Source organism: Rhodobacter sp. 24-YEA-8 (assembly GCF_900105075.1).
GTDB lineage: Bacteria > Pseudomonadota > Alphaproteobacteria > Rhodobacterales > Rhodobacteraceae > Pseudogemmobacter.
Window position 1 is genome coordinate 2,930,065 of the sequence record NZ_FNSK01000001.1, and the last position, 15,279, is coordinate 2,945,343.

11 protein-coding genes and 1 riboswitch are annotated in these 15,279 nt (G+C 62.3%); of the genes, 10 read left to right on the top strand and 1 reads right to left on the bottom strand.

Going from position 1 to position 15,279, the window contains the following annotated elements:
- The first annotated feature begins 444 nt into the window (after nucleotides 1-444).
- The 8 genes from BLW25_RS14235 (at nucleotide 445) to BLW25_RS14270 (ending at nucleotide 9,785) form a co-directional block, all read left to right on the top strand.
- Nucleotides 445-1,101, top strand: coding sequence for a DUF2291 family protein (locus tag BLW25_RS14235; RefSeq protein WP_092900110.1), 657 nt, complete (start codon nucleotides 445-447; stop codon nucleotides 1,099-1,101).
- Nucleotides 1,101-2,639, top strand: coding sequence for a sugar ABC transporter ATP-binding protein (locus BLW25_RS14240; RefSeq protein WP_092900112.1), 1,539 nt, complete (start codon nucleotides 1,101-1,103; stop codon nucleotides 2,637-2,639). The genes BLW25_RS14235 and BLW25_RS14240 overlap by 1 nt, the downstream gene beginning before the upstream one ends.
- A 26-nt stretch (nucleotides 2,640-2,665) precedes the next feature.
- The gene (locus BLW25_RS14245) at nucleotides 2,666-3,706 is read left to right on the top strand and encodes an ABC transporter permease (RefSeq protein ID WP_092900114.1); all 1,041 of its coding nucleotides are present in this window, start codon (nucleotides 2,666-2,668) and stop codon (nucleotides 3,704-3,706) included.
- 90 nt (nucleotides 3,707-3,796) lie between these two features.
- Nucleotides 3,797-4,744, top strand: coding sequence for a D-ribose ABC transporter substrate-binding protein (locus BLW25_RS14250; RefSeq protein WP_092900116.1), 948 nt, complete (start codon nucleotides 3,797-3,799; stop codon nucleotides 4,742-4,744).
- A gap of 142 nt (nucleotides 4,745-4,886) precedes the next feature.
- Nucleotides 4,887-5,762: a DeoR/GlpR family DNA-binding transcription regulator gene (locus BLW25_RS14255; protein ID WP_092900118.1), complete on the top strand. Its 876-nt coding sequence runs from the start codon at nucleotides 4,887-4,889 to the stop codon at nucleotides 5,760-5,762.
- Nucleotides 5,763-5,843: 81 nt separating this feature from the next.
- Nucleotides 5,844-7,364 (top strand): FGGY-family carbohydrate kinase, encoded by a 1,521-nt coding sequence (locus tag BLW25_RS14260; RefSeq protein ID WP_092902119.1) that lies wholly within the window; start codon nucleotides 5,844-5,846, stop codon nucleotides 7,362-7,364.
- On the top strand, nucleotides 7,361-8,143 hold the full coding sequence (locus BLW25_RS14265; protein WP_092900120.1) for a DeoR/GlpR family DNA-binding transcription regulator: 783 nt from the start codon (nucleotides 7,361-7,363) through the stop codon (nucleotides 8,141-8,143). The genes BLW25_RS14260 and BLW25_RS14265 overlap by 4 nt, the downstream gene beginning before the upstream one ends.
- Nucleotides 8,136-9,785: a glycerol-3-phosphate dehydrogenase/oxidase gene (locus BLW25_RS14270; protein WP_216279369.1), complete on the top strand. Its 1,650-nt coding sequence runs from the start codon at nucleotides 8,136-8,138 to the stop codon at nucleotides 9,783-9,785. Before BLW25_RS14265 ends, BLW25_RS14270 begins: the two co-directional genes overlap by 8 nt.
- On the opposite strand, the gene BLW25_RS14275 is transcribed toward BLW25_RS14270, so the two are convergent.
- Nucleotides 9,786-10,250: a 6,7-dimethyl-8-ribityllumazine synthase gene (locus BLW25_RS14275; protein ID WP_092900124.1), complete on the bottom strand. Its 465-nt coding sequence runs from the start codon at nucleotides 10,248-10,250 to the stop codon at nucleotides 9,786-9,788.
- An 84-nt stretch (nucleotides 10,251-10,334) separates the two neighbouring features.
- Nucleotides 10,335-10,467, bottom strand: a riboswitch (FMN riboswitch).
- A gap of 224 nt (nucleotides 10,468-10,691) precedes the next feature.
- On the opposite strand from BLW25_RS14275, the gene BLW25_RS14280 reads away from it, so the two are divergent.
- The gene (locus tag BLW25_RS14280) at nucleotides 10,692-11,801 is read left to right on the top strand and encodes an efflux RND transporter periplasmic adaptor subunit (protein ID WP_092900126.1); all 1,110 of its coding nucleotides are present in this window, start codon (nucleotides 10,692-10,694) and stop codon (nucleotides 11,799-11,801) included.
- A gap of 10 nt (nucleotides 11,802-11,811) precedes the next feature.
- Nucleotides 11,812-14,895, top strand: coding sequence for an efflux RND transporter permease subunit (locus BLW25_RS14285; RefSeq protein ID WP_092900128.1), 3,084 nt, complete (start codon nucleotides 11,812-11,814; stop codon nucleotides 14,893-14,895).
- The last annotated feature ends 384 nt before the right edge of the window (nucleotides 14,896-15,279 follow it).

Below are 15,279 nucleotides of genomic sequence, written 5' to 3' on the forward strand. Positions count from 1 at the left end.
ATGGATCTGCGCCAGATCCTGCTATTAAATCACATTAAATCAATAAATTGCGATTCAATTTCGCTGCTCCTGCAGCACGCCCGGCTGCAACAGCAGCATGTTCGCCGCCAGGGCCCGTACCCACCCCACACCAAAAGGAATCGGCCGGAGCGTCGCGGCCTTCCCGGAAATTTCAAAGCCTGCACCCACCCCATTTCATATCTTACTTGACGGATTAAATATCACTATAATATCACAATGACTGCAAACGAAGGCGAAAGTCCCCTGGCCCAAAGCCAGCGCGTTGAGGAGCGTGACACCCGGGACCGTCGCAAGGTGAGGAGTTAAAGGTATGCAAACGGACGTTCTGGCCTTCGCCGCCGGCGGCCATGCCCGCTTTGGCACTGGCCCTCTGATGCCGCGCCTGCCGCTTCTCTCAGACATCACTTTCCCGGGAACCAAAACATGAGCCAAAGCCTGGAAACCGCAGCCGCGCCGCGCAGTGAAAGCCGTCGCAGGATCTGGATCGCCGGCGCGATTGTTCTGGCCGTAATCGCGGCAATCGCGCTCGACACCAGGGTGGTAAGGGTCGGATCCGAATCTGATACCCGCCAGCAGGCTTTCGCACCCGACACTTACGGTCAGGCCGAATTTCCCCGCATCAAAGATGTCGTGATCGCGAAAGCGGTGGATGTGGTGACGCTGGCCCAGGCCGTCCAGGCCGATAAGGCGGCGGCAGCGAAGGAATATGGCACCCCGGCGACCACCGGGACAGTGATGATGGTGAAATTCACCGGTGTCGCGGGCGAGGCGAAATCAGGCGTCTATGAAATGGCGATTGACGGGATGCCGGAAGGGATCAGCGTCCGGCTTCAGACCGGGCCGGCGATCAACGGCACCGACCTGCGCGATGCGCCCGGCGATATCGAATTCGGCGCCTTCAAGAACCAGATCGAATATCAGGATGCCGGTTCGGCGATCAACCGCGCCATGAAAGCCGCTGTGCTGGACGGGATCGATACCACGAACCTGACCGGCAAGACGCTTGAGGTCACCGGCGCCTTCACCCTGATCAATGCCAAAATGTGGCGCATCACCCCCGTCAGCTTGACGGTGCAGTGATGAGCACTGAAACAGCCAAATTCGACACCGCCGAAGTGGTGCTCGCCGCGCGCAATGTGGCGAAATCTTACGGCGCGGTTCATGCGCTGAAAGGCGTGAATTTCGACATTCATCGCGGCCAGGTCACCACGCTTTTCGGCGAAAACGGCGCCGGCAAATCGACGCTGATGAAGATCCTTTCGGGCGTGATCCAGCCAACCTCGGGCGAGATCATCCTGGATGGCCAGCCGGTCCATTTCCAGAATTCGACCCATGCCCGCGATCTGGGCATCTCGATCATCCACCAGGAGCTGAGTCTCGCACCCAATCTTTCCGTGCGCGACAACATCTTCATGGGCCGTGAGATCAAAGGCCCGATGGGCGTCGATTTCGCCGAGGAAGAACGCCAGGCCCGCAAGCTGATGCAGGATCTGGAGCAGGATATCGACCCGCTCACCCCGGTCGAGGATCTGCGCCTTGGTCAGCAACAGATCGTCGAGATCGCCCGCGCGCTTTCCGTCGACAGCCGTATCCTGATCATGGACGAGCCGACTTCGGCGCTTTCCGCGACCGAGGTCGAGGTTTTGTTCAAGGTGATCAATGACCTGACCTCCAAGGGCGTGTCGATCGTCTATATTTCGCACCACCTGGAAGAGGCGCTGCTGATCACCGATCACGCCGTGGTTTTGCGCGATGGCGCTATGACCGCCTGGGCGCCGCGCGCTGACATCGATCTGAACTGGATCGTGCGCAATATGGTGGGCGAGAATTACAATCTCGGCACGCCGCCGGACGGGTATGAATTCGGCCAGACCGCGCTTGCTGTTAAAAACATGGTCGTCCCCGATCCGGGCGGCAATGCCTATAATGTGGTCGACAACCTCTCGCTTGAGGTGAAGGCCGGCGAAGTCGTCTGCATTTACGGGCTGATGGGCGCCGGGCGGTCAGAGCTGATGGAGACACTGGCCGGACGGCTGCATGCGGCCTCGGGCCGGATCGAGCTGAAAGGCGAAGAGATCTCGCATCTTTCCATCGCGCAGCGGATCGGGCGCGGGCTTGCACTGGTGCCGGAAGACCGGCAGCGCGACGGGCTGGTGCAGACGATGTCGGTGGGGCAGAACCTGTCGCTCGCCTCGATAACCGCCTTTACCCGCGGGCTTTTCACCTCGCGAAGGGCAGAAAAGGCGCTGATCGCCGATTCGATCAAACGCGTTACCGTCAAGACCTCCGGACCGGACGCCGCGATTGGCTCGCTTTCGGGCGGTAACCAGCAAAAGGTGGTCATTGGCAAGATGATGGCGACCAATCCGCAGGTTATCTTGCTGGACGAGCCGTCGCGCGGGATCGATATCGGCGCCAAGGCCGAGGTGTTCCGCCTGCTCGCCGATGGCGCGAAACGGGGCCTCGCCGTGGTCTATACGACATCGGAAGTCAGCGAATGCCTGTCAATCGCGCATCGCATCATCGTCATGCACAAGGGCCGGATCACGGCTGAATTCGGCGCAGACGCCACCAAAGAAATGATCATGGCCGCCTCTGGCGAACAGCACGCGGCTTAAGAGCGAAGTTCGGGGAAAACAGAACAATGTCCGACACCACCAAACCCGCCACCGCCACCAGGAGCGAAGGTTTCAGCCTGCTGAAGCTTCTGCTTGAAGGCCGGGCTTTCTTCGCTCTGATCGTGATTGTCGCGGTCTTTTCATATCTCTCACCGAATTACTTCACGACTTCGAACTTCCTGATCATGGCCAGCCAGGTCGCGATTTTCGGACTGCTGGCCATCGGCATGCTGCTGGTGATCCTGAACGGCGGCATCGATCTGTCGGTCGGCTCGATCCTCGCGCTGTGCGGCGTAATCGGCGGCGCGCTGATGCAGGGCGTTGAGATCGACGCGCTTGGCGTGATCCTCTATCCGCCGGTCTGGGCGGTTGTGGTGATCACCCTGGTCGTGGGCGCGCTGGTCGGCGCGGTCAATGGCGTGCTGGTTGCTTACCTGAAGGTTCCTGCCTTTGTCGCCACGCTTGGCGTGATGTATGTGGCGCGGGGCGTCGCCCTTCTGATGACCAATGGCCTGACCTATAACCGCCTCGCAGGCTCGCCCGATCTGGGCAATACCGGCTTCAAATGGCTGGGATCCGAGCGGATCGCCGGCGTGCCGATCTCGGTTCTGGTGCTGGCTTTCTGCGCGATCATCGCCTGGCTGGTGCTCAGCCGCACCGCTTTTGGCCGCTGGCTCTATGCCTCGGGCGGCAATGAGCGCGCGGCGGAGCTGTCGGGCGTGCCGGTGAAATTCGTCAAGGTCACCGTTTATACGCTGTCGGGGATGCTTTCGGCGGTGGCGGGTCTGGTCCTGTCGTCGCAGCTGACCTCGGCCGGCCCGACCGCAGGCACGACTTACGAGCTGACCGCGATTGCCGCGGTGGTGATCGGGGGCGCCGCCCTGACCGGCGGGCGCGGCACCGTGCTCGGCACCATGCTCGGCGCTTTCGTGATCGGCTTCCTGTCGGCGGGCCTCGTGATCACCGGCGTCTCGTCCTACTGGCAAACCGTTTTCACCGGCGGCGTGATCGTGCTCGCCGTGCTGATGAACTCGATCCAGACCGGCAAAGGCGGGAGGAAAGCCTGAGCCTGATCTCCTTCGCCCCGGGCGCATGGCATTTTCCCGCGCCCGGGGCAAAGACCGCAAGACCGCATGCAACCCCTGGGAGGATTACACATGCTTAAACTGACCCGCCGCGCGCTGATGGGTGCTGCCGCCGCTCTGCCGATGATGGCTTTCGCCGCATCGGCCGAAGGCCTGATCACCATCATCGTCAATGACCCGGCGAACCCCTATTGGTTCACCGAGGGCGAAGTCGCCAAAGCGACCGCAGAAGAGCTTGGCTACACCGCCAATGTCTCCTCGCATAAAGGCGACACCAATACCGAGAGCACCCTCGTCGACACCGCCATCACCAATAAGTCGGTCGCAATCATCCTCGACCCGGCCAATGCCGATGGCTCGATCGGTGCGGTTCAGAAAGCCGTCGATGCCGGCATTCCGGTCTTCCTCGTGAATGCCGAGATCAACCAGGAAGGTCTGGCCAAGGGTCAGCTCGTCTCGAATAACGCTCAGGGCGCAGCTCTGGGTGCCCAGCAATGGGTCGAGGCCGTTGGCGACGCGGGCAAGTTCGTTGAACTGTTCGGCAACCCGGCTGACAACAATGCCGCGACCCGTTCGAACGGCTATGAAACCGTCATCACCCAATATCCGGATCTGGTGAAAGCCGGTCAGGAAGTGGCAAACTGGGACCGCACCCAGGGCTACCAGAAGACCCAGTCGCTCCTGCAGGCGAACCCGGATGTCATCGGCCTGATCGCCGGCAATGACGAAATGGCTCTGGGCGCGATTGCCGCGCTGAAAGAGGCCGGCAAGCTGGCTCAGGTCAAGGTCGGTGGCTTCGACGGCTCGCCCGACGCGGTCGAGGCAATTAAGGCCGGTGAGCTGCAATATACCGTTCTCCAGCCGGTCGCGATCTTCTCGCGCGAAGCTGTGGTGCAGGCCGACAAGTTCATCAAAACCGGTGAAACCGGCGCGGCATCGGAAAAGCAACTGTTTGACTGCCTGCTGATCACCGCGGACAATGTCGACAAATACACCGCTCCCTTCGTTCTGTCGGAGTGAGCCCCGGCGCGGGCCGGTCCCCGGCCCGCCGCTTTTACCTTCTGCCGGTGCCGGATTGTTCCGGCCCGGCTTTCCCTCCGCTGAACATCGCCGTCGTTTGCCTTTCGGGTAAAATGCAGTAACCGGCTGGCGGGAGGCCCAAATGTCCGAGCAAAAATACTGGTCAGATCCGCTGCAGGATTCGCGCCCTGATCTTCTGGGCGGAGATGCGATTCCGTCTGACAGCCGCCATGCCCGCCAGATCGCGCGGCGCCAGCTGATCGCGGAGACGGTGATCGCCGAGGGCTCGATGCGGATCGAAGATCTGACCTCGCGTTTCGGGATCAGCCTGATGACGGCGCATCGCGATCTTGATGACCTCGCCGGGCGCGGGCTTTTGCGCAAGATGCGCGGCGTGGTCTCGGCTGCGCCGACAAGCCTGATCGAGGCCTCAGATCTGTGGCGGACTTCCCGTCAGGGCGCCGAGAAACGCGCCATCGCCGCCATGGCCGCAGCGGAGCTGGAGCCGGGTCAGGCCGCGTTTTTCGATGACAGCACCACCGTGTTCGAGATGGTGCCGCATCTGACCACCCGCGTGCCGCTGACCGCGATCACCAATTCACTGACGCTGATGAATGCGCTGCGCTCAACGCCGCATATCACCCTGCTCGGCCTGGGCGGGCAGTTGCACAACTGGTGCAACGCCTTTCTCGGGCCGGTGACCGCGACCAGCATTCGCGCGCTCCGCGCCGATCTCGCCTTCATGTCCACCGCCGCGATCACCGATGGCCAGGCCTTTCACCAAAGCCCCGAGATGACCGAGATCAAGCGCGCCATGCTCAATTGCGCCGATCGCCGCATCCTGTTGGCCGATCACTCCAAATTTACCCGCCGGGCGCTGCATTCCATGGCCGCCTTGCGGGATTTCGACCTGGTGATCGTGGATGACGGGCTGGATCCGACGCTTGCCAGCCAGCTCCTGCGCGAGGGGGTGCGGTTGAAACTCGCGCCGCTCGCGGGGGATGATCCGGCAATGTAACATCACTTGATGTTATATTAACATCATGAGATGGTGCATTCCGTAGGGCCGCCCATGTTGCGCGGTCGGGAGATCTGTTTCATGGCTGATCACGGTCCCTGCCTTCTCGGCATCGACAATGGGCTGACAGTGACCAAGGCAGTCGTGTTTGACGCCATGGGCAACCCGCTTGCTGTGGCGCGGCGGCGTCTGCCGCAACTGATGCCCCGCCCCCGCCATGTCGAACGCGATATGAACCAGCTCTGGGCCGCGACGGCCGAGGCGATTTCCGAGGCCCTCGCGCTCTCGGGCCGCGCCGGTGATATAGCGGCGGTGGCGGCAACGGCGCATGGCGACGGGCTTTATCTTCTCGACCGCGATGGTGCGGCGCTTGGGCCCGGGGTCTTGTCCCTCGACAGCCGCGCGGCGGATCAGGTGGCGGAATGGGAGGCGAATGGCATCTCGGCCCGCGCGCTGGAACTGTCGGGCCAGATGCCGCATGCTTCGGCGCCGACTGCGCTCCTGGCCTGGCTCCAGGCGCATGAGCCGGAACAGTTCGCGAAAATCGGCCATATCCTCGCCTGCAAGGACTGGCTGCGCTATTGCCTTTCGGGCGAGATCGGCACCGATCTGACCGAGGCGAGCACCTGTTTCACCAATGTTCACAGCCAGGATTATAACCCGGAAATCCTGAGGCTTTTCGGGCTTGAGGCATTGTCACACGCGCTGCCGCCGGTCTCGCTGCCCGATCAGATCATAGGCCAGGTCACCGCTGCCGCCGCCTGGCTGACGGGGCTGCGCGAGGGCACGCCTGTTGTTGCCGGGCTGCATGATGTGACCGCCTCGGCGCTTGGAATTGGCGGGCATGGTGCGGGACGCGTCGCGATTGTTGCCGGCACCTATTCGATCAATGAAACCGTCTCGAATACGGCCAAAACCGATGCGCGCTGGTTCTGTCGCAACGGGCTGCGGAAAGGCGAATGGAACAATATGTCGATCTCGCCAGCCTCGGCGGCGAATTACGACTGGTTCCTTGATACGCTTTGCGGCGGTGATCGGGCAAAGGCGGAAGCGGCGGGCGAGAGCTTTCACGCGCTGATCACGCCCGAAATCGAATCCGCGTTCCAGCGCCCTTCGACCCTGATGTTCCATCCCTATCTCTTCGGCAGCCCCCATGGTGCAGGCGCTTCGGCCAGTTTCCTCGGGCTGCGCGGCTGGCATGACCGCGGCGATATGCTACGTGCGGTGATCGAGGGGATCGCTTTCAACCACCGCATCCATGTCGATGCTTTGCGCGATGGGTTTCAGCCGGAAACCGCGCTGCTGACCGGGGGCATTTCACGCAATCCGCTTTTCGCCCAGGTCTTCGCGGATGTTCTGGGCCTGCCAGTCACGGTGACGGCGACCGAGGAACCCGCCGCCTGGGCGGCAGCGCTTTGCGCAGGCTCGGGCGTGGGGCTTTTTGACAGCCCGACCGCCGATCCGCGTGACCTTGCAGCGCTTGGCAAGACCTGGGCGCCCGATCCGGCCCGCAGCGCCGGGATGGACGCGCGCTACCGGCTGCATTGCGATCTTGCCGCCTCGCTCGCGCCGCTCTGGCCGCAGCTGGAAGCGCTGGCATGAGCAGCGCCGCCGGAAAACCGGGGCGTCGCGACGAGATCGCCGCACTGGTGATCGAGAAAGGCGAGGTCCGGATCGACGATCTGGTCCAGGCCTTCGGCGTCTCGCGCATGACGATCCACCGTCATATCGAAGTGCTCGCGCGGCAGGGGGTTCTGCGCAAATTGCATGGCGCGGTCTCGGCCCAGCCTTCGGGCGTCTATGAAAGCCTGATCGCCTGGCGCGAGACCCATGCCGCCAGCGCCAAGGCCGCGCTGGCCCGCGCGGCTCTGGCGGAAATCCAGCCGGGCCAGGCGGTGATCCTTGACGACAGCACCACGGTCGCCGCGCTTGGCCCCCATCTGGGCCAGATCGACCCGCTGACGGTGATCACCAACAGCCTGGGCATGATGCAGCGCCTTTCTGGCCCCGAGGGGCCGCAGCTGATCGCTTTGGGCGGCGATTATCACCCGACCTATAACGCCTTTATCGGCCATCTGTGTGAGACCGCGCTGGCCGGGCTGCATGTCAATCTCGCGATCTGTTCGGCCTCGGGCGTTTCGGGGGCCACGGCGCTGATCCAGGACGCGCGGGCGGTGCGCGTCAAACAGGCGATGCTGAAAGCGGCGGCGCGGCGCATCCTGCTGCTTGACCATACCAAATTCGGCAAACTGGCGCTGCACCGCTTTGCCGATCTTACCGAATTCGATGCGGTCTATGTGGATCGCGGCCTTCCCGATGCTACGGAACGCGATTTACGTGCGGCGGGTGTTCCCCTGATCCTGGTGGATGAGAATGAGTGATATACAAGATATTGACGTGCTGATCCTCGGCGCCGGGGTCAATGGCGCCGGTACCTTCCGCGACCTCGCGGAACAGGGGCTGAACGTGGTGATCGCGGATAAGGGCGATTTCAGTTCGGGCACCTCGGCGGCGCCGTCGCGGCTGATCCATGGCGGTATCAAATACCTTGAGACGGGTGAATTCGGCCTGGTCGCGCAATCAACGCTGGAGCGCAACCTGCTGCTCAGGAACGCGCCACATGCGGTGCATCCGCTGCATACGGTGATCCCGATCTTTTCATGGTTCAAAGGCATTCCGGCGGCGATCCGGACGCTGTTCGGATCGACCACCGCGCCCAGGTCGCGGGGGGCCGTGCTGATGAAGATCGGCCTCAGCCTCTATGATTTCTATGGCGCGAAACGCCGGGTGATGCCGAAGCACAGCCTCTGGTCGAAAAAGCGCGCGCTGAAGGAGATCCCGCCGCTGACGCCGAAGATCGTTGCGGCCGGCACCTATTATGACGCGACGGTGCGGATGCCAGAACGCCTGGTGCTGGAACTGCTGATGGATGGCAAGCGCGCCAATCCGAATGCCGAGGTGCTGAACTACACCTCCGGCCTTGCCGCTGAGGGCGATGTGATCCGCCTGACCGATGCGACCGGCACCGCGCGCGCCTTCCGCCCCAGGATCGTGCTGAATGCAGGCGGGCCCTGGATCGACCGGGTCAATGCGCAGCTGGGGCTGAGCACAAAACTGATCGGCGGCACCAAAGGCTCGCATATCCTGCTGGATCACCCCGGGGTCATTGCCGCGCTGAACGGCCGGATGATCTATTTCGAGGCCGATGACGGGCGGATCTGCCTTGTCTTCGACTATCTTGGCCGGGCGCTGGTGGGGTCGACTGATATCCGCGCGGCGGATCCGGATGATGTGCGCTGCGAAGAGGACGAGATCGACTATTTCATGCAGGCGATTGCTTCGCTGCTGCCAGGGCTGAGTTTCTCGAAGGATCAGATCGTCTATGCCTATGCCGGGATCCGGCCGCTGCCGGCATCGGATGCAGCGAATCCCGGGTTGATCAGCCGCGATCATTCGGCGCCGGTGATCGAAGCCGAAGGCGCGCGGACCTGGCCGGTGATTTCGCTGGTGGGCGGCAAATGGACCACTTTCCGGGGTTTTTCGGAAGAAGTGGCCGATGTCGTGCTGAAACGGCTCGGGCAGACGCGGAAAGTGTCAACGCAGGATCTCGCCATTGGTGGCGGGCGCGACTATCCGGCGGATCAACCGGCCTGGGTGGCACAGGTCGCAAGCGAGACCGGTGCCGGCCAGGGCAGGGTGAAGGCGCTGTTCGCGCGGTATGGCACAACGGCGCGCGCGGTGGCAAAGGCCGAAGGGCCGCGCCCGATCACGCTTTCGGATGCGCCGGATTATTCCCTGCAGGAACTGGGCTGGATCATCCGCAACGAACAGGTCGTGCATCTGGATGACCTGGTCAAACGCCGCACGGCGCTGTCGGTGACCGGTGTGCTGACCGATGCCAGTCTTGAACAGGCGGCGGGCGTGGCTGCCGCCGCGCTCAACTGGGATGAGGCGCGGCGGGCCATGGAAGTTGAGCGGGCGCGGGAGGATCTTAAATCCCGCAACCGCCTGCGGCTGAAATGATCAGCCGTTGATTTTGGCTTCGAGGTCGCGCATCGCCTTGACGGCTTCTGCGGCCTCGGCGCCTTTCTTGACGAAATGCGCGTGGTAAAAGCCTTCCAGCACTTCGACCGGCTGGAAGTTATGCGGCGTCAGCGAGACGGAATAGACCGGCACTTCGGTCTCAAGCCCGACTTGCACCAGGCCGTCCACCACCGCACCGGCGACGAAGTCATGGCGGTAGATGCCGCCATCGACAACCAGGGCCGCAACGACGATTCCTTCATATTTGCCGGTTTTCGCGAGCTTTTTCGCCACCAGCGGCGCCTCGAGCGCGCCGGGCACGTCAAAGACATCGATCCCGGTGCCGGGCAGCACTTTCTCCGCGCGCTCGGTAAAGCCTTTCAGCGCCTGATCGACGATTTCAGAATGCCAGCGGGCACGGATGAACGCGATGCGCGGAGATTTGGAGGAGGAGTTATCAGTCATTTCGGAACCTATCCGTTGAGTTAACGTCTTCGGCCCCAGAGCATTGCCCGCCTGACAGACCGGCGAAGCCGGGTTTCCCATCAGACAGGTTCTCTTTCATCCGGACTATACCGTCGGCCCCGGAATTTCACCGGATCTGCTGACCCTCTCCCACCGGGAGAAGCGCTCGCGGGCTATAACCGCCGGTGGGGAATCTCACCCCGCCCTGAGAACTCCTAAGGGCTAACATGAGAGAAAATATGAAATCAAGGCCCGGCCGCGCATTGCCGCTCTTGTGATCCTCACAAGAACAAATAAGCATTGCCGCCGAAGACCCGGGAAAGCGGTCGGTCCGATACAGCTATGTCAGATTGACCACTCGGACCGGAAAGTTCAGTTAAACACGGTTCAAGACCGGAATAGTGCCGGCATCCGACAGAACCGCGCCAGCAGGAGTAACCGATGATCAAGCGGCTCATAATTGCAGTCATTCTTTTGGGAATAGTTGTCGGCGGAATCGTCTGGTTCAAGTTCTTTCGTGACGAGATGATTGCGCAGTTCCTCGGGGGGATGGTGCCGCCGCCGGTCGCGGTCAATGCCGAACCGGTGCAGCCGGTGACATGGGAGCCGGGCATCGACGCCATCGGCACTTCGCTGTCGCGCCAGGGGGTCGATCTGGCAATTGAGAGCGGTGGTCTGATCCGCGCGGTGCAATTTGCCGCCAATGACAAGGTCACCGAAGGTCAGATGATGATCCTGATCGACGATGACAGCGAGAAGGCGCAGCTCGGATCTGCCGAGGCGGCGCTCAAGGTCGCCCGCGCCGAGGAAAGCCGCGCCCGCACCCTGTCGGATCGCGGTGTCGGTGCCGCGACCACGCTGGAAAGCGCCGAGGCCCAGGTCGAAAGCGCTGCGGCGCAGGTGGCGATTGCGCAGACTGCGCTTGACCGCAAAACCCTGAAAGCGCCCTTTGCCGGGGTGATCGGCATCCCGCGGGTCGAGGTCGGGCAATATGTCTCGGCCGGCGAAATCTATGCGACGCTGCAGGATCTCAGCCGGATGCGGGTCGATTTCTCGGTTCCTGAACAACAGCTTGCCGTTCTGAAGATGGGCGGTGCCGTGACGGTCACTTCAGAGGTCGGCGATTTTTCCGCCACCGGCACCATCACCGGCATCGAGCCGCGCGTTGACCCGAATACCCGGATGGTTTCGGTCCGGGCCGAGGTTGAAAACCTCTCGGGCGGGCTGGTTCCGGGACAGTTCCTGCGCGTACGCATCACGCTTCCGAAAGAGGAAGGCGTGATCGCGGTGCCGCAAACGGCGGTCAGCTCTTCGCTTTATGGCGATACGATCTATGTGATCCAGGGCGGCGAGACGGCAGAAGAACAGAAAGTCGAGCAGGTCTTCGTGAAGCTTGGTCGCCGCGCCGGCGGCCGGATCGAGGTCACCGAAGGGATCAAGGCGGGAGACCTGATCGTGACCTCGGGTCAGAACCGTCTGACCTCGGGCGCGCGGGTCAGGGTCGACAATTCGGTCGATCTGATGCCCAAAGCCGAAACCCAGGCTGAATAAGGGGAAACGGATGCATTTTTCTGAGATCTTCATCCGACGCCCGGTCCTTTCGACGGTCCTTGGCGCCCTGATCCTGTTTATCGGCCTCGCTTCGGTGGTGAACCTGCCGGTGCGCCAATATCCCGAGGTCGAGGAATCGGTCATCACCATCAGCACCGTCTATGCCGGTGCCGATGCCGAACTGATCCAGGGCTTTATCACTTCGCCCATCGCCTCGGCGGTCTCGACCACCGAGAATGTGGATTACATCACCAGCGCCTCGCGGCAGTCGGTCTCCACCGTCACAGTGCAGATGAAACTGGGCGCCGACCCGGATATCGCGCTGACCGAGGTCATGTCCAAGGTCAACCAGGTCCGCGGCAATCTTCCTTCCGACGCCGATGATCCGGTGATCCTGAAAGGCACCGGCCAGACCTTCGCGCTGATGTATCTTGCGGCGCAGAACCCGAATATGTCGCCCGAGCAGCTGAATGAATATCTGGAACGCGTGATCAGCCCCAGGGTGACCAATATCCAGGGCGTGGCTCAGATGGATATTCTGGGCGGCCAGGAATTCACCATGCGGGTCTGGCTTGATCCGCTGAAACTCTCGTCGCGCGGCGTGACGGCGGCGGAGGTGCTGGGGGCGATCAGGTCATCGAACTTCCTCTCGGCACCGGGCAAGACCGAGAACGAATATTTCGTTTATTCGCTTACGCTTGCCTCGACGCTGCAGGATGCCGAAGCCTTTGGCGAGCTGCCGCTGGTATCGGGTGAGAATGGCGTTGTGAAGCTGCGCGATGTCGCGCGGATCGAACTGGCCTCGGGCGAGCCGGAAGGGATCGTGACCTTCAAGGGCCAGCCCGGCACCTTTATCGGCATCATTCCGGCACCGGGCGAGAACCAGCTCGATGTGGCCTCGAACGTGCTCGAGGCGCTGCCAGAGCTGCAGGCCACGCTGCCCCGGGGCATGGAAATCACCATGGTCTATGACAGCACCGAGACCATCGCCGCCTCGATTTCCGAAGTGTTCAAGACCATCGCCGAGGCGGTCGCCATCGTGGTGGTGGTGATCTTGCTGTTCCTCGGGTCGTTCCGCTCGGTGCTGATGCCGATCGTCACCATTCCCCTGTCACTGATCGGGGTCTGCGCGATCATGCTGGCGCTTGGCTATTCGATCAACCTGCTGACGCTTCTGGCAATGGTGCTGGCGATCGGCCTTGTGGTGGATGACGCCATCGTCGTGGTGGAAAACATCCACCGTCACATCGACGAGGGTCTGTCGCCACCCAAAGCTGCAATTCTGGGGATGAAAGAGATCACCGGCCCGGTGATCGCGATGACGATCACGCTTGCCGCCGTGCTGGCGCCTCTGGCCTTTACCGGCGGTCTGACCGGGTCGCTGTTCACCGAATTCGCACTGACACTCGCCGGATCGGTGATCATTTCGGGGGTCATCGCGCTGACCATCACCCCCGCGATGTCGGCGCGTCTGCTGACCCATGGCGAGCCGGGGCGCTTTCAGAGGATCGTCGACAAGACGCTGAACGGGCTTGCGAACTGGTATGAGCGGCGCATCTCATCGTCGCTGGATTACCGGCCCGTGACCCTTCTGATGGTGGTCTCATTGCTGGGCGCGACGGGCTTCATGCTGATGAACACCTCGTCGGAACTGGCGCCCGAAGAAGACCAGGGCGCGCTGTTCGCGCTGATGAATGCGCCGCGCTATGCGACGCTGGATTACACCCAGGCCTTTGCCACGGAAATCACCAACCGCACCAAAGACATCGAAGAGGTCGAGACCTATTTCTCGGTCGCCGGGATGGGGACGCCGAATACCGGTTTCTATATCTGGGCGCTGAAGGACTGGGCCAATCGCGGTCGCAGCCAGGAAGAGATCAAACAGCAGATCCAGGGCGTTCTCGACAATGCGCCGGGGATGCAGAGCTTCGTCTTCGCACCGCCCTCGCTGCCCGGCGCCGGGGGTGGTCTGCCGATCTCGATGGTGATCCAGTCGATCCACGCCCCCGAACGCGTGGTCGAAGTCGCGGATGAGATCTACCAGAAGGCGATGGCCAGCGGCCTTTTCATCGTCGTGCAGAACTCGATGTCGTTTGACGCACCCCAGGTGCGGGTGACGATTGACCGTGACCGCGCGGCCAATCTTGGCGTTTCGGTCTCGGATATCGGCACCACGCTGGGCCTCCTGGTCGGCGGTGGCGCAGTGGCGCAGTTTGACCGCGATTCGAACAGCTATGATATCGTGACCCAGGTCCCGTCTGAATGGCGCGACAACCCCGAGCGGCTGAACGATTTCTTCGTACGGTCTTCTTCGGGCGCGATGCTGCCTTTGTCTGCGGTGATCAATCTTGCCCCGGGCGTCGCGGCCTCGTCGATCGAGCAGTTCAACCAGCTCAACTCGGCCACGCTGTCGGCTATGGCTATGCCGGGCATTGCCAGCGGAACGGCCTTGGCAAAGCTTGAGGAGATTGCCGCAGAAGTACTGCCGGATGGCTTTTTCATCGACTATTCCGGCCAGTCGCGGCTGGAAAAGACCGAAGGCAACACGATCATGCTGGCGTTCGGAGCGGCAATCATCGTGATCTATCTGGTTCTGGCCGCGCAGTTCGAAAGCTTCCGCGATCCCTTCATCATCATGATGTCGGTGCCGCTGTCGATTTTCGGCGCGCTCCTGCCGCTGTATATGGGGGCGAGCACGCTCAACATCTACACCCAGGTGGGTCTGATCACACTGATAGGTCTGATCACAAAACACGGGATCCTGATGGTGGAATTCGCCAATCAGCAGCGTGAAGATCACGGGCTGTCGCGGCGCGCGGCGATTGTCGCGGCGGCGAAAACCCGTCTGCGCCCGATCCTGATGACCACGGCGGCCATGGCTCTGGCCGTGGTGCCGCTGATCATCGCGGAAGGCGCGGGGGCCGCAGCGCGGCAGGCGATGGGTCTTGTGATCTTCACCGGCCTTCTGATCGGGACGCTCTTCACCCTCTTCGTGGTGCCGATGTTCTACACGCTGATCTCGCGTTCGGACGCGGCCTACGCCCTGCACAAACGGCAGGTGGAGCAGCAATTCGGGTCCACCCCGGCACATTGAGCCGGCAAAACACACCGGAAAGGAGGGCTCCGGCCCTCCTTTTTCTTTGCGCGCTCCCATGCCGGTGGCGTGGTTTCTCCGCCCGATGGCTATAAAATCTTCACAGTTTTCATGGAAGCTCGCCGCCAGGATCATGGCCCTGGCGCCATTCCGCCGGCAAATCCGCCTGTTTCTGGCAGAAGTGCTTGCGGCTGGCGCCGACATGAAGAAAACTTACGCTGCACCGGGGCGTGCGCGACGGCGGGATAATCGCCCGCTCGCAGCTCCGGACCGGCAATTATGGGAACACGGGTGAAACTCGGTCACGTCACAGCGCGGCAGACGCGCAGGTCAGTCGGCATATCATGCCGCGCCCCCGCCAGATCGCGGGGCACCTGCAACACG